At 38.7% G+C, this 24,003-nt stretch carries 18 protein-coding genes and 1 pseudogene; 12 read left to right on the top strand and 7 right to left on the bottom strand.

Annotated features, from left to right (window positions below; all coding sequences use genetic code 11):
• Window positions 1-528 precede the first annotated feature (528 nt).
• The 5 genes from K5Q58_RS12355 (at window position 529) to K5Q58_RS12335 (ending at window position 9,733) form a co-directional block, all read left to right on the top strand.
• Window positions 529-3,990: a TonB-dependent receptor gene (locus tag K5Q58_RS12355; RefSeq protein WP_220754236.1), complete on the top strand. Its 3,462-nt coding sequence runs from the start codon at window positions 529-531 to the stop codon at window positions 3,988-3,990.
• 186 nt (window positions 3,991-4,176) lie between these two features.
• The gene (locus tag K5Q58_RS12350; RefSeq protein WP_220754235.1) at window positions 4,177-6,519 is read left to right on the top strand and encodes a beta-galactosidase; all 2,343 of its coding nucleotides are present in this window, start codon (window positions 4,177-4,179) and stop codon (window positions 6,517-6,519) included.
• A 223-nt stretch (window positions 6,520-6,742) separates the two neighbouring features.
• Complete coding sequence (locus tag K5Q58_RS12345; protein WP_220754234.1) at window positions 6,743-7,942, top strand: cytochrome P450; 1,200 nt, start codon at window positions 6,743-6,745, stop codon at window positions 7,940-7,942.
• 64 nt (window positions 7,943-8,006) lie between these two features.
• Complete coding sequence (locus K5Q58_RS12340) at window positions 8,007-8,315, top strand: 2Fe-2S iron-sulfur cluster-binding protein (RefSeq protein WP_220754233.1); 309 nt, start codon at window positions 8,007-8,009, stop codon at window positions 8,313-8,315.
• 35 nt (window positions 8,316-8,350) lie between these two features.
• Entirely contained in the window at window positions 8,351-9,733 is a 1,383-nt protein-coding gene (locus tag K5Q58_RS12335; protein ID WP_220754232.1) for an NAD(P)/FAD-dependent oxidoreductase, read from the top strand.
• Window positions 9,734-9,752: 19 nt separating this feature from the next.
• Here K5Q58_RS12335 and K5Q58_RS12330 read toward each other — a convergent pair whose 3' ends face one another.
• The 3 genes from K5Q58_RS12330 to K5Q58_RS12320 form a co-directional block, all read right to left on the bottom strand.
• A complete protein-coding gene (locus tag K5Q58_RS12330; protein WP_220754231.1) occupies window positions 9,753-10,604 on the bottom strand; it encodes a helix-turn-helix transcriptional regulator in 852 nt (283 codons plus the stop codon).
• Between the two features lie 275 nt (window positions 10,605-10,879).
• The gene (locus tag K5Q58_RS12325; protein ID WP_259651334.1) at window positions 10,880-12,034 is read right to left on the bottom strand and encodes a 6-bladed beta-propeller; all 1,155 of its coding nucleotides are present in this window, start codon (window positions 12,032-12,034) and stop codon (window positions 10,880-10,882) included.
• Window positions 12,035-12,109: 75 nt separating this feature from the next.
• On the bottom strand, window positions 12,110-12,880 hold the full coding sequence (locus K5Q58_RS12320; RefSeq protein ID WP_220754230.1) for a phytanoyl-CoA dioxygenase family protein: 771 nt from the start codon (window positions 12,878-12,880) through the stop codon (window positions 12,110-12,112).
• Between the two features lie 213 nt (window positions 12,881-13,093).
• Between K5Q58_RS12320 and K5Q58_RS12315 the strand changes: the two genes are divergently transcribed.
• Together K5Q58_RS12315 and K5Q58_RS21350 are read left to right on the top strand one after the other, a co-directional pair.
• Entirely contained in the window at window positions 13,094-13,864 is a 771-nt protein-coding gene (locus tag K5Q58_RS12315) for an IclR family transcriptional regulator (protein ID WP_220754229.1), read from the top strand.
• 128 nt (window positions 13,865-13,992) lie between these two features.
• Window positions 13,993-14,541: pseudogene (locus tag K5Q58_RS21350) on the top strand (gluconate 2-dehydrogenase subunit 3 family protein).
• A 576-nt stretch (window positions 14,542-15,117) separates the two neighbouring features.
• On the opposite strand, the gene yegS reads toward K5Q58_RS21350, so the two are convergent.
• Entirely contained in the window at window positions 15,118-16,035 is a 918-nt protein-coding gene (gene yegS, locus K5Q58_RS12300) for a lipid kinase YegS (RefSeq protein WP_220754227.1), read from the bottom strand.
• Between the two features lie 267 nt (window positions 16,036-16,302).
• On the opposite strand from yegS, the gene K5Q58_RS12295 reads away from it, so the two are divergent.
• Window positions 16,303-18,075: a DUF885 domain-containing protein gene (locus K5Q58_RS12295; RefSeq protein WP_220754226.1), complete on the top strand. Its 1,773-nt coding sequence runs from the start codon at window positions 16,303-16,305 to the stop codon at window positions 18,073-18,075.
• Window positions 18,076-18,588: 513 nt separating this feature from the next.
• Here K5Q58_RS12295 and K5Q58_RS12290 read toward each other — a convergent pair.
• The 3 genes from K5Q58_RS12290 to K5Q58_RS12280 form a co-directional block, all read right to left on the bottom strand.
• Window positions 18,589-18,939 carry a putative quinol monooxygenase gene (locus K5Q58_RS12290; protein ID WP_220754225.1) on the bottom strand — a complete coding sequence of 117 codons (351 nt, stop codon included), beginning with the start codon at window positions 18,937-18,939 and terminating at the stop codon, window positions 18,589-18,591.
• A 289-nt stretch (window positions 18,940-19,228) separates the two neighbouring features.
• The gene (gene arsB / locus K5Q58_RS12285; RefSeq protein WP_220754277.1) at window positions 19,229-20,302 is read right to left on the bottom strand and encodes an ACR3 family arsenite efflux transporter; all 1,074 of its coding nucleotides are present in this window, start codon (window positions 20,300-20,302) and stop codon (window positions 19,229-19,231) included.
• Window positions 20,303-20,435: 133 nt separating this feature from the next.
• The gene (locus K5Q58_RS12280) at window positions 20,436-20,774 is read right to left on the bottom strand and encodes a helix-turn-helix transcriptional regulator (protein ID WP_220754224.1); all 339 of its coding nucleotides are present in this window, start codon (window positions 20,772-20,774) and stop codon (window positions 20,436-20,438) included.
• A 398-nt stretch (window positions 20,775-21,172) separates the two neighbouring features.
• On the opposite strand from K5Q58_RS12280, the gene K5Q58_RS12275 reads away from it, so the two are divergent.
• From K5Q58_RS12275 to K5Q58_RS12260, 4 genes are all read left to right on the top strand, one after another.
• A complete protein-coding gene (locus K5Q58_RS12275; RefSeq protein WP_220754223.1) occupies window positions 21,173-21,844 on the top strand; it encodes a response regulator transcription factor in 672 nt (223 codons plus the stop codon).
• Between the two features lie 341 nt (window positions 21,845-22,185).
• Window positions 22,186-23,316 (top strand): M14-type cytosolic carboxypeptidase, encoded by a 1,131-nt coding sequence (locus tag K5Q58_RS12270; RefSeq protein WP_220754222.1) that lies wholly within the window; start codon window positions 22,186-22,188, stop codon window positions 23,314-23,316.
• 7 nt (window positions 23,317-23,323) lie between these two features.
• Window positions 23,324-23,641: a zinc ribbon domain-containing protein gene (locus K5Q58_RS12265; protein ID WP_220754221.1), complete on the top strand. Its 318-nt coding sequence runs from the start codon at window positions 23,324-23,326 to the stop codon at window positions 23,639-23,641.
• On the top strand, window positions 23,638-23,919 hold the full coding sequence (locus K5Q58_RS12260; protein WP_220754220.1) for a YeaC family protein: 282 nt from the start codon (window positions 23,638-23,640) through the stop codon (window positions 23,917-23,919). Before K5Q58_RS12265 ends, K5Q58_RS12260 begins: the two co-directional genes overlap by 4 nt.
• The last annotated feature ends 84 nt before the right edge of the window (window positions 23,920-24,003 follow it).

Genomic DNA, 24,003 nt, shown 5'->3' with positions numbered 1-24,003 from the left:
TTAAGTTAAAGCCATCTTCGGATGGCTTTTTTGTGTCTCACATTTCAGAAATTGTTTATGTCCGTTCAATTAACAAATTAAAACGGGTAGATTTTAGCTGTGATTTAACATTTGTTTTTAAACAACTATTGGTTTCAACTTACATATAAGATCAAATTTATTAGCATGTATGACTGTTGAGAGATAATAGATAAAGTGATATCAACTGGATAAAGGCGGATATGAGTGGATGATGTTAATTGATGCTGGCGTAAATAATTGTTGTCACAAAACCCTTTTAAATCAGTAGCAAACAATTATTACCTCGATGGTTATCAGTTTGTTAAATGCGGTATAATCACACCAAGATTGATAAAGGTTCTATTGGAATACACATCACAAATTGATTTATACTAATTGAAGATTGTTAACAAAATTATGTTGACAGTTATTCCCTTGATCAGTAATGTCTGTAAACAGAGTTGCAACATTATCTTAACTTTTGCAATTCAGTTAGGCAGAAACACAAACGCTCTTGGGGGAGTAGATATGCCAATTAAGACAGTAAAATATAAATACAGCTCTGTGTATCTTGCATTGTTAACTGCAATGTCGATGCAAGTTGTTGCTGAAGAAAAAACAACAGATGAAGCTTCAGAAGAGATGGAAGTGATTCAGGTAAAAGGACTGAAGGGCAGTTTAAAGAAATCAATCAACGATAAACGCTTTGCAGAGAACTTAACTGATTCAATCAATGCAGAAGATATCGGTAAATCAACCGACCAAAACATTGCAGATGCGCTATCGCGTGTCACAGGTGTAACAGCTCAGTCTGTTGACGGTGAAGGTACTCGTATTACTGTACGTGGTGCAAATTCACAGCAAAATAACGTTAGTATGAATGGCGTGCAACTTGGTACAACGGATTTTAGCCAAAGTGTTGATTTATCTCAGTACTCATCTGATATTTTATCAAAAATTGAAGTGGTTAAAACGCCCAGTGCCGATCATGAAGAAGGTGCATTAGGCGCTAACATTAACTTGATCACCAACAAGCCACTTGATATCAGTAATGACATTCGAACCCTTACGGTTGAAGGTCGTTACAACGATTTGATTGAAGACGAAAACTACAAAATTTCAGGCACGATTTCTGAAAAGTTTTTTGATGAAACTTTCGGTGTTATTTTTACTGCCGTTAAAGAAACTAATACTTACCGTAAAGATCAGTACGCCGCGGACAATTGGGTGTCTGAATATTCCCACCTTGCTGCTGACACACAAGGTAACCTAGTTGAAGACGTTTGGGGCATCACCAATAAAAACACGCGTTATGAATTATATAATAACGATGTAGACCGTATGAACTTCAACTTAGGTTTGCAGTGGGCTCCAACAGATTCAACAGAATTTAATTTAAACACTAACTTTACCAAACAATCTTTTGATAGCTCGATGCATGGTGTACAAGTCAGAAGTGGTCAACAAGGCAATATGATCGAAGGTGTCGATCCTGGTTTGGGCGGCGGACCTTCACTGTGGACGGATCCTCAAGAAAACTGGCACACCATTGATACTAAAACCAACACCTTTACTAAATATCTAAATCGTTTTGGTGATGGCGGCTTAATGCAGTCTGAAAACAAATATGATGAAGAAAACACGGTAATCTCTTTCGACTTACGTCAAGATCTCACCGATAACCTGATCTTAAATGCGGGTGTTGGTTACTCTAAATCTGAACGTATACCAGATAATCAAGTTTATATCGCACTGCAAAACTACAGCAATATTAACCGCTGGTTAATTAAGAATGTTCCAGAAACAGACATTGAACCAGTAGGTTATGACTGTACTGGCGGTCCTTGTACCATTGTTGGTGGCAGCGGCTTAATTGATTTTGGTGCCAATAATGAATTTGGCGACCCGCTAAATGTTTGGGATAACTATTCCACTACCGGTTTCAATGCTGATGAGTTAAATGCACAGCATCTGACTTTCTTAAATCGTTCAGTCGTCGCGGTAGAAGATACACAAAAATCGGCATTTGTTGATTTTGATTGGATTGTAGATGTTGGTCCTTTAAGAAGTATTGAATTTGGTGCTAAATATTCGAATCGTGAAAAATATGTCGATAATCAACAGAACGCATTTAACAGTGTTGGTGAAGGGGTAGTCATTAATAACCCTTATACTGGCGCACCTACCGTGCTTAACGATGGACTTAATTCATTAAGTGGTGACTTATTTGCAACTGATGAAAACTTCCCAGTAGACAACTTTATGTCTAGTAACGGTTATGGTCGTGATTCTATTACCGATGGTTGGTCAACTTTCTCGGCATTTAAAGCCTTTGACGTTGCATTAGGTTCGCCTTCTGTAGGCTTCACACCAGATAACTCTAATACCCGCTCTGCAGAGTTAGAAAATTTTGCGACTTACTTAAAAGCTAACTTTGATTTATTCGATGGTAAATTATCGGGTGATTTAGGGGTGCGTTACGTGAAAACTGAGGTTGAAGCCGCGGGGTCTTCAGGGGTGCAGTTTGCGTTTGACCCAGGCAATGTCGGTCGCTTAATGGATCCATTCAAATTAGCTGAACTGCGTGATGCTAGTCTACCTGAATGCAGTGGCATCCCATTTTATGGGACTGACTGGAATGCAGAAACCCGTTGGGCTCGTGTTGACGGTAACGGATATGACACTGTAGGAACAACAGATTTATCTGATGATATAGCTCGTGCTAATGAGGGAGCTTGTTTTGACCCTAATGCCGTACAAGGTAATCCGAATGAGTCCGATTGGTGGTTATGGCGCCACAGTGATATTTCAACTGAGAAATTTTACGCTTACGGTGACAGACAACTTGATGAAAATGGTCAGCTAGTTGCAACAGAAGACAGAAGTAAGCGTTCATTTGGGGTAACAGGAACCCATGATTACGATGTGTTCTTACCGAGTATTAACTTAAATTACATGTTGTTAGACGATACCGTGTTACGTTTTGCCGCATCTAAAACCATGGCAAGACCACAAATCGATTCCCTGCGTCCAGGCTTTAAAGTGAGCGAAACTCAGTGGGGTGGTTACAACCGTAATAACACCATCACATTAACATCGCCTAAGCTTGATCCACTTGAATCAATCAATTTTGATTTATCTTATGAGTGGTACTTTAACGATACCAGCATGCTATCTGCAGGTATTTTCTATAAAGACATGACAAACTTTGAAGAGTCAGAAACCGTTGTTACATACATGGACGATTTACGTGATGTGGGTCTGACAGAAGGTGACAGCTACAATCCTGATGATTTGGTGTTAATTGCCGGTCAAGACAGTCTTGAGCAATGTATGCCTAAACGTTTTCAAGGTAACGATGAGTTCAGTGAAGATTGGATGTACTCTGGCGACTTAGAACAAATGTGTGCTCAGTTTAAAACCACTCGAATCAAAAATGGTAAAGGAGCAACCATTCAAGGTGTTGAACTTCAATACATTCAAACCTTTGATATGCTGCCTGGTTGGTTATCAGGTTTAGGTATTCAAACCAATTATACCTATCAAGACAGTGAGTATGATCAAGAAGTTTCATCAATCGATGATTCCGTTAAGTTGCCTTCTTTGCAAGTGGCTTACACGCCGGAGCATAGCTACAACTTAACCGCTTTTTGGGAGAAGAATGGCCATCAACTTCGCTTATCATACCGTGGTAATAGCGATCAGTTAGCCAAGCGCTCATGGGAGTCAGGTTCGTTGTGGGAAGAAGGTCGTCAAACATTAGATTTTTCAGCAAGCTATCAACTGAATGATTATGTGACGTTCTCATTCCAAGCGGTTAATTTAACCGACGAAGGTACACGTCAGTACTACACTAGCCGCTTCTTAAATGTGAATGGTGAAGTATTAGATGAAGGCAGCCCACTCAGTGGAGGTGCTACAGATTCTCGTACGGTTTACCAATATCAAACAGGTCGTACATTCCGCTTAAACGCACGAATGAACTTCTAATTAGATAATGTATAAAAGGGTCACTTTGGTGGCCCTTTTTTTTATCATTAAATTAGTGAGTTGTGCTAACTCTATTGCAAACCATCATAGGGTTAATCCAAGCCAGACAGACCAAATATCAGTAATGAATAATCAACAAGTTATCAATGAATTCATTAGAAACATTATAGATTGGAGCGTATTAACATGCCTTTTCCATATCGACCATTATTATTAGTCAGTGCATTAGCATTAATAGGATGCAACGATGCCAATATATCCAGCCAAGCCTTATCAGCTAAAAAGCCACTAAACCAACCTTCAAAGCCTACAGAGCTATTACCCAATGATGAAACCAGTCCGTTATTATCATTGATTGATTTTTCAATGACGAAACAGCAACAATGGATTCAACAAACATCAGCTACCAGCCAAGTTGAAGATGATAAATTAAGCATCTTATTTTCAGATAAACATAATATTTCCACAGTAACAATTACCCCTGATAACGCGTGGGATTTATCTGATTTTAGCCGATACAATTTGGCGTTTGATGTCGTGAATCCCCAAGATAAATCAGTCCATTTTTACTTAGCGCTTGAAAATGACTCTGGTCAATCACAAAGCCGTTCTATCAGTATTAAACCTAATTATACCGGCACCGTATTCTTTCCTCTTGATGGGGTCGAGGCTGAAACTGAAACAGGTTTTTGGGGTGATGCTAAACCTTGGGATACCAAGGATCTGTTAATGGTTTGGCGATCGTGGCGTGACGATAATGTTGATTTAACCCAAATCGCAGCGCTTAAGTTTTTTACTATTGGTTTGTTAGAAAGTCATGAGATTACAGTTAATAACCTACGTATAAGACAAAACCCAAGTTTAGATCCCAAGTGGATGCATAATATTGTCGATAAGTATGGCCAACATGCTCAAATTGATTATCCATTAAAAATCAAAACTGATGAACAACTTAAAAACCAAACGACAAAAGAATTGGCACAGTTAGATAGCTCAAAAGGTATGGCTAATCGCTCTATCTACGGTGGCTATACGGCTGCTGCAAAGCGAAAAGCCACTGGCTTTTTTAGGACTGAAAAAATTGACGGGAAATGGTGGATGATCGATCCATTGGGGAATGTTTTTTTCTCACATGGACCCGCTAATGTCAGGATGGCTAATATGTCGACCTTAACAGGGGTTGATTATAAAAACGATAAAGTGAGATATCGCGACCCCAATGAAACCACTCCTGAAGATTCAATGGGCACAATACAGGTTCCGCAATCAATTAAAGACACTGCTTATGTGGCGTCGCCTTTACGCCACAATATGTTCAATTGGTTACCCGAATATGATGAGCCTTTAGCGAAACACTATAGCTATCGCCGCTCAACTCATAAAGGCGCGATACCACACGGTGAAACCTTTAGTTTTTATCAAGCAAACCTTGAACGCAAATATGGAAATGATGCAGATGGATATTTAACTAAATGGCACGAAGTTACCCTTGCAAGAATGAAAGACTGGGGATTTACCTCATTTGGTAATTGGGTTGATCCTGCGTTTTATCAAGCCAATAAAGTGCCGTATTTTGCAAATGGCTGGATTATTGGTGACTTTCAAACCTTATCTGGGTCAGTGAACCATTGGGGGCTCATGCCCGATCCATATGATCCTGAGTTTGCTCATCGCGCTCAAGTGACCATTGATGAAATTTCTCGTTCAGTAAAAGATTCACCATGGTGTGCGGGTATTTTTATTGATAATGAAAAGAGTTGGGGTGAACGAGAAGGCTCAATTGCTGCTCGTTATGGGGTTATTTTAGATGCGTTATCAAAGAATTCGACTAACAGCCCCGCTAAAAAGGCATTTAGCACTCACTTAAAAGATAAATACAGTGAAATTAACAAGCTAAATACAGCATGGCAGACTGAAATTTCTGATTGGTCTAGTTTTGATGCAGGCTTCACATCAGAGCATCACTCCACAAGGCAAGTCGCGGATTTATCGAGAATGCTTGAAATGTTAGGTGAACAATACTTCACCGTCGTCCACAATACGCTTGCCAAAAAAATGCCCAATCATTTGTATATGGGCGCGAGAATGGCTAACTGGGGCATGCCTGATGAAATTATTAAAGCCTCCATCAAGTATTCAGATGTGCTGAGTTTTAATATTTATGAAGAAGGCATGCAAACCCATTTTTGGCAGTTCTTAGAAGAAGTCGATTTACCCGTAGTGATTGGAGAATTTCATATCGGTAGCACAGAAGGTTCAGGCTTACTTAATCCTGGAATTGTTCATGCTAGTGGGCAGCAAGATAGAGCTAACAAATACAAACGATACATGCAAAGTGTATTGGAAAAACCGTATATGGTTGGCGCCCATTGGTTTCAATATATGGATGAGCCGTTAACGGGAAGAGCTTTTGATGGTGAAAATGCCAACATCGGTTTTGTCACAGTGACCGATACGCCTTATCCCCAACTCATTGATGCTGTTAAAGAGGTGACCTCGAACCTATATCAACAAAAATTGGCGAATTAACAAGCTGCTAGTAGTCATAGCATCACTAAAATTGTAATCAGCAAAAACTGAAGAGCTAACACATTGTGTTAGCACTTTTTTATATAAATACCACCAGCAGGATGCATCAATAACTGAAATCATAAAAATGACATCAAAGTGATATTTTTAACCTTTATCTGTGTATTTTGCATTCAAATTGGCCGCTAGGATATGACGTAGATATTACTTTTAAGGATTCGCCATGATTGAAAAAACGTCACCTGTTCGAGTAAGTGGGATAAGCCAGTTTGATGATGCATTTGCCAAGCTGCGCGACACGACAGGCTTGGGTTATATGGACGATCAAAACGATCCCGTTACTATGGTTTTAGGATTAAAAGATGTCCGTAAAGCTGCGCATAATAGTGTTGTTTTTCAATCAGGCGCAAAACCTGGACGTATTGTCATTCCTTCAGAAGTCGCGATTCGAGAGACTCGTCAAATCCCTTTTGAAGTTGACCAACCTGAACATAAAGGCTTCAGAGAGTTACTTAATCCTTGGTTTAAAAGACCATTGGAAGCGCAATACCAAAAGCAGCTGCAACAGATCATTGATGACACAATTGATTATGCTTTGTCGGTTGACACAATAGAGCTTGTTGCTGAATTTGCGCTAACGCTGCAATCAAAAGCACTGACTCTATTGTTAAATACTAAGGCTGACGAAGCGCAAACATGGATAGATTGGGGCACTCACGTATTTCGTAGTGAAGAAAGCGACCTTGATGCGAGTAAAGCCAATATCTTATATGACTATATTGATACTCAAATTGATAAAGCCATGCAGTATCCAAGTGATGATTTGTACTCAGTGCTATTAAATGCACAAGCTAATGGTAAAAAGCTCACTAAAGAAGAAGTGAAGGGCGTGATGATCCTAACCTTTGCTGGCGGCAGAGATACCGTGATTAATGCAATTACTAATACCCTTGCTTATTTTAGTGAAAACATCAGTGATTTGACGAGAATCGCTAACGAACCAGAGATTGTAAATAGAGCAGTTGAAGAGCTCATTCGATATTTCTCCCCGTTAACTCAGATGGGCCGTGTTGCCACTGAAAATACTTCTGTTTGCGAACATGCAATCAAAAAGGATAGCCGTATTTCATTATGTTGGGCATCGGCTAATCGCGATGACAAGGTTTTTAACCAGCCTAATACCGTCGACTTTGATCGTAAAGTGAACCCCCATGTGAGTTTTGGATTCGGTCATCATAATTGTTTAGGGGCAACTCACGCCCGCCAGATTTTACGCCTTTTGGTTACTTCACTTGCCAATAGAGTGGCTGAAATTCACCCCATTCAAGCAGATGAAAAAATAGAGCAGTTAGGCACCACCTCAAGAAAAGTGGGTTTTAATCAACTGCATGTCCGTTTCGTGGCCAAGTCATCTAGCTGTTAATTATTTCAATTAAGCAATTACTCAATCAAGCGAAATACTCAATCAAACGAATTAAGGAATAGTCATGACTAAAGTTATTTTTATTACTCAACAAGGTGAGTCCATTGAAGTTGAGGGGGATAGTGGTTCGTTAATGGAACTTGCTACAGCAAATGGCATTACTGGTATTGATGGTGATTGCGGCGGGGTATGTTCGTGCGCCACCTGCCATGTATATGTGACCGCTGAAGATGCACACAAATTAGCAGCTGCAGAAGAAGTTGAAACTGACATGTTAGAACTCGATGACAAGGTGACTGAATACAGCCGTTTATGCTGTCAAATAGCGGTATCAGACTCAATTGATGGAATGACATTTGTTGTTGCTAATTAAAAACTCGTTAGCCCTTGCTGGAGGCAGATTAAACTATGATTCAAGAACATACTAACCATTCAAAAACACCAACGGTGGTGATCATAGGTGCCAGTCATGGGGGGGTAAACCTAGCGTTTAACTTACGTCAGCAAGGGTGGCAGGGAAACATTACCCTGATAGATCGCGATACCGAGTTGCCTTATCACAGGCCGCCTCTATCGAAAAAAACAATCCAATCAGTCGAGGTTATCTCAAGCCCATTAAAACCACTGAAAGCATATGCTGATAATGATATTAACTTGATGTTAGGCCAAACCGTAGCAGTAATTGATAAACAAACTCGTGTGGTGACGTTAGCTAACGGAACATGTCTTGGTTTTGATAAGTTAGTTATCGCGACCGGTTGCCAAGCTTTTATTCCACCCATTGCTGGACTGCGTGAAACGGTAGACGTTGAAGGTAAGCGTCAGTATTTTTCAATGCGAACTTTTGCCGATGCCATAGCGATTAAAGCAGCGCTTAACCAAAGTAAACATAAGCGAGTAGTGATTATTGGTGGCGGTTATATCGGACTAGAATGCGCGGCATCATTTATGTCTCTAGGTGCTAATGTCACCGTGATTGAAAAACAACCTCGAATACTCTCTCGAGTCACATCTGTCGCTATGTCTGATTTTTTAACGCAACTTCATTTAATCAAAGGTGTTGAGTTAACCATGGGTAAAGATGTGGTTGAAGTGGTACATCAAAATCAACCGTTAGCAGAAGGTCAAAACCAGAATCAACGCCATACCGTTGTTTGCAGTGATGGTAGCCAATATCCTGCGGATTTTATTTTAGTTGGCGTAGGTGTGAGGCTTAATACCGAGATTGCAAAAGCGGCCAATCTAACAGTAGAACAGGGCATTAACGTTAATGAGGTATGCCAAACATCATCTGCGGATATTTTTGCGATTGGTGATTGTAGTCAGCACTATAGTCAACGATATCAACGCTGGATAAGACTCGAGTCGATACAAAATGCGGTTGAACAGGCAAAAATTGCAGCGCAGTTTATTGTAGCTAATGCTAAAGCAAATATTAAATTAGAAGCTAATACTGAAGCTGAATCAGTTGCTAATTCTGGTACTAATTTAAATTCTAGGGAACTTAAATCATTATCCGTTCCTTGGTTTTGGTCAGATCAATATGAGTATAAATTACAAATTGTCGGCTTATCAGAAGGCTATGATCAATATCTTGTTCGACAGGAATCATCTGAGCAATTTTCTGTTTGGTATTTTAGCGGTAACACCTTGCTATGCGTTGAAGCGGTTAATCATGCAAAAGCTTACGTATTAGGGACACAGGCAATTAAGTTAGGGTTAACGGTGAATAAAACAATTCTGAGCGAGCAGTCGACCCCTCTGTCAAAAGAGACTCTTTTTAATAGTTAATTGCTAGCTAACGATTAAATTAGCTCTTTAATTGTTGCCGATATTGGTGTGGGGTGACATTAAAGTGCTGTTTAAACTGTTTGATAAAGTATGACGAGCTGGTAAAACCTAATTCATATGAAATTTCAGTAACCGAAGTTGTACTTTGGCCTAATAATCTTGCTGCGTTATAAAGCTTATGCTGGATTAGGTAATCAGAAAACGTCACTCTGAAATGTTTTTTAAATAGCCTCGAAAAATAAGACGGAGATAAATGGCACATTTCAGCGGCTTGCTCCAACGATAATTGGTGGCTGTTATTCACTTTTAATTGATCCATCACAGGGGTGAGTTTTCGATAGCTGTTTGAAATATTCAATGGTGATTGTTGATGATGTAAGTTGGTTTGACCGTATTCACATACCATAGTCACTAGACTATTAAACAGTTGATGACAGGTTTTACTTTTGGGGTTTTGGCTAAACTCACTCAATAGCCATGATAGAAGCAAATGAATTTTGTTTTTAATCTCCGCTGAGAATGTAAGGTGTAACCCCGATTGTAATATTTGACTGAATTCAATCAGGGCAGGGTGATTAAGTCGCTCTGGGATAAATTGCACGATATACCATGACTTTGGACGCGGGTTTAAACTGAATTCGTGGCTTTCCATCGCGGGTGTAAAGACGGCGTCAAAATCTGCAAGTAATGACTCTCCTTGATGATAAAAGTATTTCCCTTCTATTTGCTCAAAGAATATAAATTCGTGTACTTGGTGAAAGTGTAAAAAGCAGGAATAACTATCATGTTGTAAGTGACTCACATAATGGATCTCAAATTCATAGTCGTCCTTTATTGAAAAGGGCTCGCAGTAACTTGATGGTTTCTTCATGCCTTTATCCATTTTCTTTCGTTCATTTTAAGCCGCTTGTTTCAAATGTCTCGTTTCAAATAGCCTATTTCAAATTGCCCATCTCAAATCGTCCTTTTTAACTTGTGTTTGTACATTTTGACCGCTAAATCTTGTCATTGAAACTTTGTCCAATTCTTAAATGTGCACCAAAACAAGAGTCCAAACGAGCATCCAACTAGCATCAAACTAAGCTGTCATAATAGAATCAATAACACATCGAAGCGGCCATGAAAGCCGCTTGTTTATAGAGAATTTTATGTTGACTGTTTGATCAATTTTAATGGGTAACTTTGTGAAGCGTTCCATTGACCGACATATAAATTATCGTCTTGATCAACACAGATACAATGTACGTGATTAAACACATCTTCAGTGCTTTGCATTGGCTGTAAATCATTATCTTTATAGATAGGCTCTGTTCCGCCTAGATTAGCGATTAGGGTGTTATTAACATCAAAAATACTGATAAAGCCAGTATTATCGGCATTATGATTATTGATATGAGACCAACACACTGGCGCATAAAAGATATCGTCTTTAAATACGGGTCCACCAATATAAGCGCCATTTGCATCAATTTTATGGAGAAATTTTCCATCAAGTGAAAACACTTTTAAACATTGTTCGAAGCGAGAACTGACCATTATTGTTGGATGTTCATTGTCACGTAAATCGACTTCAATTCCATGGGTATTGTGCAGATTATCATTGGGGTTGTTATTGTCATGTCCCCCCCAATGATTGAGGTATCGACCTTGTTTATCGTAATGCAGCACATAATCACTGCCATAGCCGTCGGTAACGTACAGGTCACCGTTTGGACTAATAGCGATATCGGTTGGTCGAAACGCTTGCTCTGGCGTATATGCACCGCAGGTTTGAGGGTGACCTATGGTATAGACTAATTCACCATCTAAGGTCATTTTGGCAATAAAGCCACTTTGAGGAATGACCTTATTATTAGGGTTGTCCCATTGGTCGACACATTTTCCGTCCCAATGGCGGTTCAGGACCCAACCACAATCGACCACATAAAGAAATTCTTGTTGTTCTTCTTCAACGATTCTTATTGCGTGACCACCAGGAAAGCCACTTCCAAATGCATCCAGTAACTCACCTTGTTGGCTGTATACCAGAATGTTGTTACTGGTATTGTCTGTCACCATGAAGATACGACCCTGAGAATCTATCGCTAATCCATGACAATTCTCGATTGGGTATTGCTGGGGATCAAGCTTGCCCCAGTGAGCATCGACTTTATAAGTAAAGTCACCGACCCCGATGATTTTTCCATGGGGATCTTGTTTATTAATTGGAATTGCATGCTCAGTGTCCAGCACTTTAGCCTCTAGATGTTGACTCTTTAGCGGCTCAGAATCTTGTTTATTATTTGATAACGTGTGCACCATAACTTTCTCTTTTTGAACGTTTTACAATAGCGTTAATGACTGAGTCTGATTCAGGTTTAATTAAACTTGTGAATATTACAGACTGCTTTGTTGCCAGTTCAAAATGGCATCATCATCAACAGGAGTTAGCGGGTAATAAACGGCTTCATTTTCTTTAAACGGCTGATTGCTGACAGCGTTATAGGCGCTGATCATTGACCATCGCGGCGCAGAAGAACGGTTCTGATTAGATTTGTGCAGTAAGTTACAGTGGAAAAACAACACATCGCCAGGGGCTAACTCAACATTAACAAGCGAGTGGTATTGCATTGCTTGTTCAACAAACTCGATGGCTGCGCCTTTTTGATCGCCAGTTTTGTTGTGATCTAAACGGCCTAGGTGATGTGAACCTTCCAAAACTTGTAAACAACCATTTTCTTGCGTGGCTTGGTTGATGGCTATCATGCAGCTAATGCATTTAGGATAAAGCATATAATTATCACGATGCCAATATCCAAAATCTTGATGCCACTCCCAAGCGCCACCCACAAAAGGCTCTTTCATCATGATTTTTGTACTGGTGTGGTAAACCTCTTCACCTATTAAGGTCTCGCATACATCAACTAAGCGTCTTCCGCGGGAAAACATACTGTAAAAGTCATCACTGGTTTGTTGCCAAAGGCAAACTTTACTTACCGCACCTTGAGCATCTTTCTTATCCCATGCTCGGTCATAAAGCGATTCATCATTAAATGTAGTCTGTTGTAATCGCGTGACTTCCTCGGTGTTGTAATAACTTTTTATGATAAGAAAACCTTTTTGTTCAAATTCAGCTATTTGCTCTTCCGTAAGTGATGAACGAGTCATTGATGCTATCCTTAATGATTAATCTTTGTTTATTGTTGACAATAATCGCTCGAAGGCTTCATAATTTCAACCTATATTTATATAAAAACGTTACATTCAAATATGAATCAATTAAATATATTTAAGTGGCTGATAGTTAATTGAAATTTGTAAATGTACAGATAAATTTATTTTTAAATTTATATAAGAATCGATTAAAGCAGAAGGGATGTTATGAATGATGTATTAAAGGATAAGTACGCTGTTCCCGCGTTAGATAAGGGATTAGATATTTTGGAATATTTGGTTAATATCAGAATCGCGTGTACACAAACCGAAATTGCCAGAGGTGTAAAACGTAGCCCAAATGAAATATATAGGGTGTTAGTTGGACTTGAAAAACGAGGCTATTTACAGCGGGACATAAACTCTGGTCGATACAGCTTATCATTGAAGTTGTTTCATTTATCTCGCAATATTTCGCCTATCGATCGCGTCAGGCAATCAGCGTTACCTTTTATGGAAGACTTAGCGGTTCATATTGGCCAATCATGCTACTTGAGTATGTTATATCAAAGCCAAGCAATGGTCGTTGTGAATGCCAGAAGCACTAGCCAAGTTCACCTTAGTATTTCAGAAGGCGCAATATTTCGGCTTAGTCAATCAACTGCGGGAAAATTACTATTAGCCAATAGTAATGCAGAGGTACAGACGATGTTAATGGAGCATGATCCGACTTATTGTCAGTTTGGGCCGTCTGAACGAAGTCAATTAACCACAGACTTAGAGGCTATTCTACAATCTGGATTCATTGTGCAGTCTAATAGCTTACTGACTGGGGTAAAAGATTATTCAGTACTCATAGGCCAACCGAATGCAAAAGTGATTGCTGCTTTGAGTGTGTCAACTTTTAAGGTACAAGACAAAGGGAGTAATGGGAATCAAGACCTGCTTGAATCTCTTTTTAAAACAACCAGTCAAATTACCAAGTTAATTGCAGAATAAAAACAGTTGTTATATTGAAGGCAATAGACAATGTTACCGTTATTGTATTAAAACATTATTATTTCACTAGGTTTTAAGAGTTGCTGTTAGATAGCTGATAACGGTTTCTAAATTCTTATCTGTATTTCATGGATGTTACTGGTATAAATAGACGCCAATTGTTAATCAACCTTTCCGTTGTTTTAGGTTGTACTATTACCTTAATTAATAGCATGGTGCTCGCGGTTACATCTGCGTTTGAGAGTGAAACAATAAAGACAGGCTTTACTGAAAAACAATTGGAATGTATTAAGTTAATAAGCGATATCATTATTACTCATACAGATACACCCAGCGCCAGCGAAGCCGATGCGCACTTGTATGCTGACTATTATGTTCATCATTTTATGACCCCTGATGAACGAATTAAGTTTGTTGACCAGTTAGATAATTAACTTAATGCTAATCCAAGCTTTTTAGAACTGTCATCCAATAAACAAGCTAAGTCAATAGAGATACTTGATTGTTACAGGTACCAAGGTTCTGAGCAAAATACATTCTATCGCAAGCTTAAACAACTGATTGTGATTGGTTATTACATTTCAAAAATCGGTGCTACCCAAGCTCTAAAATTTGACTCCATCCTAGGGCCATATCAGGAGATTAAACTCTCCGAGGTTGGCCGAGTTTGGCTTTAACAGTTTAAGGTTAATTCAAATGAATAAGCATGAAAGCGCATAATATGGATTTTGATGTGATCGTCGTGGGTTCAAGCATGTCCGGTGGTATTGCAGCGAAAGATTTTGTGAGAAAGGTTACAAACTTGTGGTACTTATCGCAGTGAACGTATTGAACACGGCCAATATAAAACAGAAGGGTTAGCTCCTTGGCTACGGCTAACAAGATAATATTTTGGATCTTATTATAAATATTATACCTTACTTTCAGCGCACCAGATATTGTTAGTTTATCCCTAGCAAGCGCAGCTGAGTAATTTAAAGTCTCGCTTAAACTCATCAGAATAACTAGCAACTTATTACTCGCGATTTTTTTTCAGAAAAATAGCCAATCTTAATTAGCAATTGCGCTTATAATTAACCCTTTATTTCGTAACCAATTGTAAAATAATCGACTTGTTTTACATTTGATAAGAAAGCCTTGGATTCAAATCCCACCTCTATGCTGTTTTTAGAAAAGCCCGTTACTGCAAAATAACGAGCTTTTTTAGTATTTGAGTTCAAGAAAGTTATTAGAATTTATTCGTAAATTGACTATTAAAGTAGTTGACTAGTTTGTGGTATAACAAATTGAATTGCCTTGGGTTTCACTTCAAAACGAACTTGCTCGCAATGATATGGTTCACCATCAAGGTTTAATGGCAAAGTTAACGGGAAGTCGATTTCTAACCAGTGGGTTTGAAAGTGAAAACAAAACTCGCCATCGGTGTTAGAGGAGCTGATTTCTTCAATGACTTTTGGTAAGTCTATGGGAGTAAACCCTTTTAATAGCGTGACATCCATTAATCCATCGTTAATTTTGGCATTAGGTGCGAGTACTTGTCCGCCACCAGCTTGGCGTCCATTGCACATTGCGCCTACGACTATATTTCCGCTATAGCTGCCTTTGTCAGTGTTAATAGTACCCTCATAAGGTTTGAAGCCAATGGCTTTAGCTAAACCTGTAAGGGTATACGCACCACCACCTAGAAAGTCTTTTAATTCAACAGGTGTTTCAGCGGTCACTTGTGCGCCAAAGCCTGCAGCTGCGACATTAATGAAGTGGCGATCGTTAGCGGCGATTAAATCGATCGCTGATGCCTCTCCTGTAATTGCAAAGGTTAAAGCTTGAGTTATTCCGGTTGGAATTTGAGCTGACGTTGCAAAGTCATTGGCTGTTCCCAGCGGTAACACGGCAACCTCTGGCAATAACAGTGGCGATTCTTTATGTTGGGCTTTTAGATGCATTAAAGCTGTTACTGCTTCGTTAAGTGAACCATCGCCACCACCAATGATAACTCTATCAAAACCTGCATTCATCGATTCTTGAATCAAACGCTGCATATCAGCGCCTTCCCAAGTTACTTTGACTGCTAAGTCATAACCTTGCTCTCTCAGTGCATAAACAGCATTACGTATTTCCAGTATCCCAGCTTTTTTACCATTAAGAATAAGACTAAACCGTTTTGCTGTCATTGTGTTTTCCTTTTCAAACATTATAAAGAACTCGATCATTTATTTAGTTAACAATTCAGTTGTACCAGTTTCGAGTTGTCACTAGATTAAGTACCACTAAAAGATGTCACAAAAGATGTCAAATACAGGAATTGAGCTGAAATTTATTTAAGTTCATGATTTACTTATGCCACAAAAAAGTTAACAACAAAATGCTAATCGGTTTATTAAAGCGAATTAGTTAAAAATAATAATAAAATTATCACATTAATTAAAGGAAGCCAGACAATGAAAAAAGCCACAATCTCACTTGCTGTTGTACTTGGATTGAGTGCATTAGCCGGTTGTAACAGTGCTAGTACTCAAAGCGAAACCGTAACCGCTGCTGAACAAGTTCAAGTTAATTTTGCGGATTTTTCTGATGGGTTCATTAACGATTTATGGCAATGGTCACCGACTTGGGCACTGTACAGTGGCAAGCATGTTAATGATGGTTACTTAGAAGTGCCAAATGAAGCTGCTCGAGCGAAAACATTAGCGTTTGTAAATACCCAGCAAGCTAAGTTGTCAGCGTTTGATAAAAGCACATTAAGTACCAATGATTTGATTGATTATGAATTAATTTCAAACTTATTAGCCAGTATCAAATGGCAGCAAGAGCGCTTTAAAGCATGGCAGTGGAACCCTTCACAATACAATGTAGCTGGCGGGTTTGCCCAGATCATTAACGAAGATTTTGCCCCTTTGGATGAAAGACTTAAATCTGTAGTGGCTCGTTTAGAAAATGTGCCTGCTTATTACCAAGCTGCGCAAGCAAATATCAACAACCCAACCATCGAGCATACTCAACTTGCGATCATGCAAAACCAAGGTGCTTTTTCAGTACTGTCTGATGATCTTGCTCAAAAAGTTGCGGACTCTGGTTTAACTCAAGCTGACAAAGACCTATTTACTAAGCGTTTTGAACTAGCCAAAGTAGCAGTAACTGAACACATTGAATGGTTAACTCAGCTTGAAGTTAAACTTGAAAAAGAAGGCGCGCGTAGCTTTAGAATTGGTGAGGAATTGTATGAAGAAAAATTTGCCTTAGATATTCAAGCAGGCATGTCAGGCAAAGCACTATTTGAAAAAGCGACTGCTGATAAACATCGCGTGCAAGCGGAAATGGCAAAGATCACCAATGACATTTGGTCTAAGTATATTGATACCCCTAAACCACAAGATGACAATGTGGCCATTAAGCAACTGATCGATGTGTTATCAGTTAAACACGTAAAGCGCGAAGACTTTGTTGATGAAGTCAGAGCACAAATCCCTGAGTTAGTGAAATTCGTCAACGAAAAACAACTGATGACGTTAGATCCTTCAAAACCGTTAGTTGTACGTGAAACCCCAGAGTATATGCGTGGTTTTGCTGGTGCATCAATCAGTGCACCTGGTCCCTACGAAAAGGATGCGAATACCTATTACAATGTGACTCCTCTTGATGGTATGAGTGACGAATCAGCAGAGAGTTATTTGCGTGAATATAACCACTGGATTTTACAAGTGCTCAATATTCATGAAGCGATTCCTGGTCACTACACTCAACTAGTGTATTCAAATGAGTCACCAAGTTTAGTGAAAAGCTTATTCGGTAATGGTGCAATGGTTGAAGGATGGGCGGTTTATACTGAGCGTATGATGCTTGAAGAAGGCTATGGTGATTTTGAACCTGAAATGTGGTTGATGTATTACAAGTGGAACTTACGCGTTATTGCTAACACCATTTTAGATTACAGCATTCAAGTGAATGGCATGACAGAAGAACAGGCTATCGACTTAATGACCAATGAAGCATTCCAGCAACAAGCGGAAGCTGAAGGCAAGTGGCGCCGTGCAACATTAAGCCAAGTTCAATTAACAAGCTACTACTCAGGTTATCGTGAAATTTACGATTTACGAGAAGAGTTAAAGCTAGCTCAAAAAGACGACTTTGATTTGAAAGAGTTCCATGAAAAGTTCTTAAGCTATGGTAGCGCACCTGTTAAGTACATTAAGCAATTGATGACCAATAAATAACTCAGTTTACGGTTAAGTACACATCAAAAAGCCGACTTAATAAAGTCGGCTTTTTTGTATCTATATTTCGAGCATATCAATCACTAAATCATTTACATATATTTGAAGTAGATATATGTCATTTAAGTTGATGTTTGTTTGGAATATATAAACTCAACAAAGATAAAATTGCAGCGCATACTACCCAAAACATCACAGTAGTCATTATTATCGTCAATGACGTATCCATCACGCCAAACTTGCTATAAACGATATTAGGTTCAGCTGTAAGATTGCCTAGGCCTAACTAAAGCGGAATATTTGCCCAAAATGCTAATGACATAATCAGTAGCACAGGTTCCAGTCCAATCGGAATTAAAATTAGCGCGATCAATGGAGGCGAATTTAGCAACATCGCCAAAATGAAAACTCTTTTGAAAAATAGTGGGTAAGTCATCGTATTCAAGTCCTTTTGAATTAATCGTTAAGTTAGAGAATCGGTAATTAAAAAAACAGTGCTGCTATTAAGCGTTTCTATTCATAAATTGGCGCATCATAGTGATAACCTTCGTCTGAGTATGCCGTTACTTTGGCATCTTCTACTAAACCTGATTCAGCTTGAACTTGAGTTTCAAAGAAATGTTGAATTTGCTTTCTACGCCCATGTGCAGCCCAAGACTCGGCATTGTCCCAGATTTCGTTGAATACAATTGGGTATTCGTTTCTGGTTGCACTTGGGTGATCGATTTGTCGAGTCAGCATATATTGAATGCAGCCTTCCTCACGATACGAGTCAGGTTCTAGGGCTTTAAGAATTTCAAACAGTTCAGCTTCTTTGCCTTCTTTAGGCTTAAACTGTGCTAATACGTATACGCGAGTTGTCATGAATGTATCCCTTTAATTTAATAACTAATACAAGATATTAGAGTAATATGACGACAATTGGAACGATGTGGACTCTGTAATGAGGTGGGGTGCCATGTTTAGACAGTTTTTATTAATCAGTAAATAAGATTAAATCTTTAACTGCTGAGGAAAAGATACGTGATGCAGTGATAAGTAAAGAGTCATTATGTAGTGATATTTATGGCCCGTTCTATAATACAAGCCTGTCATTACAGGCTTGTATTCGACTTAATTCAGCTTATTAACGTTATTATGTTATGAAATAATGCTATGAGTTAGAGACCACTTGATTATGTTTTTGTTCTGATTTAGCTTTCATTCTTAATGCAATATTTACTAATGCTATCAAAACAGGCACTTCGATTAATGGTCCAATAACACCGGCAAACGCTTGGTCAGAATGAATACCAAACACAGCGATGGATACTGCAATGGCGAGTTCAAAGTTGTTACCGGTTGCAGTGAAAGCAATCGAGGCATTTTTGTCATAAGGAATACCCATCTTGTTGCCAATAAAGAAACTGATAAAGAACATTAAAATGAAGTAAATCCCCAGCGGTAAAGCGACTCTGAGTACATCCATTGGTAGCTCAAGGATCATGTCTCCTTTTAAACTGAACATCAATACAATGGTACCCAATAACGCAATTAAGGTCATAGGCGATATCTTTGGGATAAACACTTCGTTGTACCATTGCTCACCTTTACGAGCGACTAAGATTTTACGGCTTAAAAAACCAGCTAAGAAAGGTATACCTAAGTAAATTAGTACACTTTGGGTGATATCAGCCATTGAAATATCAACAACAAAACCTTCGTAGCCAAATATCGGTGGTAAAACAGTGATAAACAACCATGCCATCACACTGTAAGTTAATATTTGGAATAAGCTGTTAATTGCAACAAGTGCTGCACCTAGTTCTTTGTTACCTCCGCCAATATCATTCCAAACAAGCACCATAGCAATACAGCGTGCAATACCAATTAAAATAATGCCAACCATATAACCTGGGTAATCACTTAAAAATGTAATAGCCAGAATAAACATTAAGATTGGGCCAACAATCCAGTTCATGATTAATGAAAGGGTGATAGCTTGTTTATCTTTTGTCACTTTACCTAACAAGCGATAATCTACTTTTGCTAGTGGTGGATACATCATCAAAATAAGACCAATAGCGAGTGGAATGTTAGTACTACCCACGCTCATTGAATTGGTGATTTGTTCGACTTGTGGGAATAGGGCACCAATAGACACACCAAGTGCCATAGCGACAAATATCCATAGGGTTAAGTAGCGATCAAGAAAACTCATTTTCTTGGTGGCTGAGTCTGTATTCATTTCACTCATGGTCAGTTCTCTTTGTTTGTATATTCTAACAATTGCTTCGTTTATCGTCGAAGTACGATATAAGATCTTAAAATCTTCCATAGATATTAAAAGATTTAGTCAAATACTTTGTTTATCAGAATAGTTAAAATAATTGATTAAATTGCTGCTGATAATTATTAAGTGCTTGGCGGTTGATGCGATAACAAATTTTAGGTGGATTCGGTTCAGCACTAATAAAACCTGCTTGTTTTAAAATACGAATATGTTCTGACACAGTGGATTGCGCCAATCCAACTTCGGCTACTAAATCACTACTTAAACAGCCGCCAAGTTTATCTAAGTTAAACAGTATTTTGAGGATCCTTATGCGGGCAGGGTGGGCCATCGCTTTAGCTTGAGCCGCAAATGACTTCTCATCGTTTAATTGCTGCTCTGTGGCTTTAAATGCGAGCGCTGATTTCTGACTGCAATCTTGTGCCATAGCGTAAAATCCTATTGATGTAGATAACGAAAAATCCTATTGATGTAGATGACGTAAAAACTAACCAGCTATATCCAACGTAAATTGGTGTAGAGCTTGTTTTGACTATGACTAAATTCTATAAAACATTTTATAAGTCTAAATAACTTACTCACTATGATTACGAACGGCATACTTGTACTTAGTTATTAGTTGTGACCCATAGTCAATCGTCGATTAACGATTAATATATACCTCTCATCAAATACTTGCAATGATTAATTACAGACTAGAAAAAATCCATTGAATTAACAGATCAAAACAAAGCTTGGTTCGCAAATTTACATTAATTTGCTAGTAATAATAAATTCATGGTGATAATCTAAATGGTAATTGTTCTCGTTTAGATTAAGACCGCTATGAAAAAGATTCTCTTGATTGATCAACAACTCACCAATAGCTTACACCTATGCCAACAAATGGAGTCGATGGGATATGAAATTCACATCGTCGATAATGGCTTTAATGCGCTGGTTGAATTAGAGAGACACGAATTTGAAGTAATTTTATTGGATTACAATGTCCCTAAGATGGATTCTTTTTGGTTACTCATGGCTAAGCACTGTCAAACGCCAGTCATTGTGTTGGCGAACAACAATGTAGATCAAGAGCGCATTAATGCATTTGAACAAGGTGCAGATGATTACATAGCAGCACCTTTTAACGTAAAAGAATTGTTATTGAGAGTAAATGTTTTGCGGCGCCGTAGTGAAAAGGTTGTTCATCGGTCAGATTTTGATGATATTTTATTTGAAGACGTAAATAATACCGTCATGTTAAATACTCAGCATTTAAAACTGACTCAAACTGAATACCGCTTGTTTAAGTACTTATTCCAACGAAAAGGCGAAGTGGTTACTAAAGCTGAGTTGCAAATGCGAGTATTGCACAAAGAATTAGGTGAGTTTGATCGTAACCTTGATATGCACATCAGTAATACACGCCGAAAAATGGCTAAAAATTCTTTACCACGTGAGTTAATCAACACTGTGCGTGGTAAAGGTTATTGTTTTAGTCCAATTTTGATTTAAAGCTTTTATTACAATGTTATAAGTCGCAGTATTTAAGTTTTTGGCGACAGTCAAACTTACTATGAAGACGACGGACATTGTTTAAAATCATTTCACTGTAAAGATTCTTAGATGCCGAATATCTGTATATTCGGCATTTTTGTATTTGAATCCACTACATTCATTATTGTTAGATAGCCCATACTGTGATGCTTTGTTTGTATCACTGCCATATTATGACTAAAACCTGACATAATTTGAGCAGATGTTTAGCAGTTGTTCACCATTTGATTTTATTGAGTAACGGCATTTGATAAGATGCAGGCATAAAAATCGATAATAACCTTACATAAGGAAGTCCTATGCGTATTAGCGCGAATTTTGATGGTGGTAACATTGAGACTATCAATCTAGACAAGCACGATGACATTCAATTGGCTATCAGACCTGATGAAGGCGGCGAGTTCTATCAATGGTTTAACTTCCGTATGGAGGGTGACATCGGCCAAACTTATAATTTAAACATTATGAATGCTGGTTCTGCATCATACCCTAAAGGTTGGGAAGACTATCAAGCAGTAGCGAGTTACGATCGCCAACACTGGTTCCGTCTACCAACTAGCTACCAAGACGGCAAGCTAACGATTCAAGTTGACTTAGACTGCGAAGCAATTCAAATTGCGTACTTTGCACCATACAGCTATGAGCGTCATTTAGATTTAATTAGTTCAGTGCAATTGCACCCATCTGTAAGCCTTGAAAACTTAGGTTTAACTCTTGATGGCCGTGACATGAGCTTACTTAAAATAGGTGATAACGACCCAGCTAAAAAGAACATTTGGATTACAGCAAGACAGCATCCAGGTGAAACAATGGCTGAGTGGTTAATTGAAGGTCTATTAAACCAATTGTTAGATAGTGATTGCCCAACAGCGAAACTGTTACTGGATAAAGCCAACTTTTACATTGTGCCGAACATGAATCCAGATGGCAGTGTAAGAGGCCATTTACGCACCAATGCTGTAGGTACTAACTTAAACCGTGAGTGGCAGTCGCCTAGTTTAGAGCGAAGCCCTGAAGTGTATTACGTTACTAATAAGATGAAAGAGACAGGTGTAGATTTATTCTATGATGTCCACGGTGATGAAGGCTTACCTTATGTGTTTGTTGCAGGCTGTGAAGGCGCACCAAATTACACTCCACATATGGCCAAGTTACAAGAACAGTTCCTTGTTGCGTTAGGAATGGCTAGTGCTGATTTCCAAACTAAATATGGTTATGACAAAGATGAGCCTGGTAAAGCGAACTTAACGGTCGGTTCTAACTGGGTAGGTAATACATTTAAATGTCTTGCAAACACGTTAGAAATGCCATTTAAAGACAACGACAACTTACCAGATCCTGTTGTAGGTTGGTCTCCAGCACGTTGTGAATACCTAGGTGAAGCATCGCTAGTGGCTATGCTTGCTGTTGTTGATAATTTAACAGAGTAGTCAAGTTATGGCGTTAATTGAATGCCCTTCATGTCAAAAGCGTATTTCCAGTAAAGCGAAAGAATGTTCTCATTGCCGTTCTAAAACTGACGGTGATAATGAATCTGTTCGTATTATTAGTCATATTCAGCAATCAAATAAGTTAATGACTCAGAGCTTTGTGTTTTTAACTTTATTTATTGCAGGTGTGGTGATTTGGTTTTGGGGCGGTGAAACTGCAACCGGTATTCAGTCTCATATAGCAACTGGCTGCTTTGTTTTTGGTTTTGTTGGCTATAGTGTTACTCGTGCCAGAATTGTATTACACAAACGGAAAAGCGTATGAATGATATCAATAAAGTCATCGATGACATGCCTGAAGAAGTTTACCATCGCCTGCGTTCAGCCGCTGAAACAGGAAAGTGGGACGACGGTACAGTGTTATCTGATGAGCAAAAAGAATCAACTTTGCAGGTCGTTATGCTTTATCAAGCTCGTAAATTAACCCAAACAGATCATTTTACAATTGGTGCTGGTGGTAAAATTAATGAGCTGTCTAAGTCAGAACTCAAAAAGGAATTTCGCGGTGAATCGATTGCCGAATTTAAAGAATCTGATATTTAGTCATTAGCATAAAGCTTGCAATGAATTAATTGCTTAGCAAAATAAAAAAGCCGCATCCATGAATGCGGCTTTTTATCATATATT

The organism is Shewanella sp. KT0246 (assembly GCF_019654955.1).
Lineage (GTDB): Bacteria > Pseudomonadota > Gammaproteobacteria > Enterobacterales > Shewanellaceae > Shewanella > Shewanella goraebulensis.
This window is presented reverse-complemented; position numbering and strand designations above follow the sequence as displayed.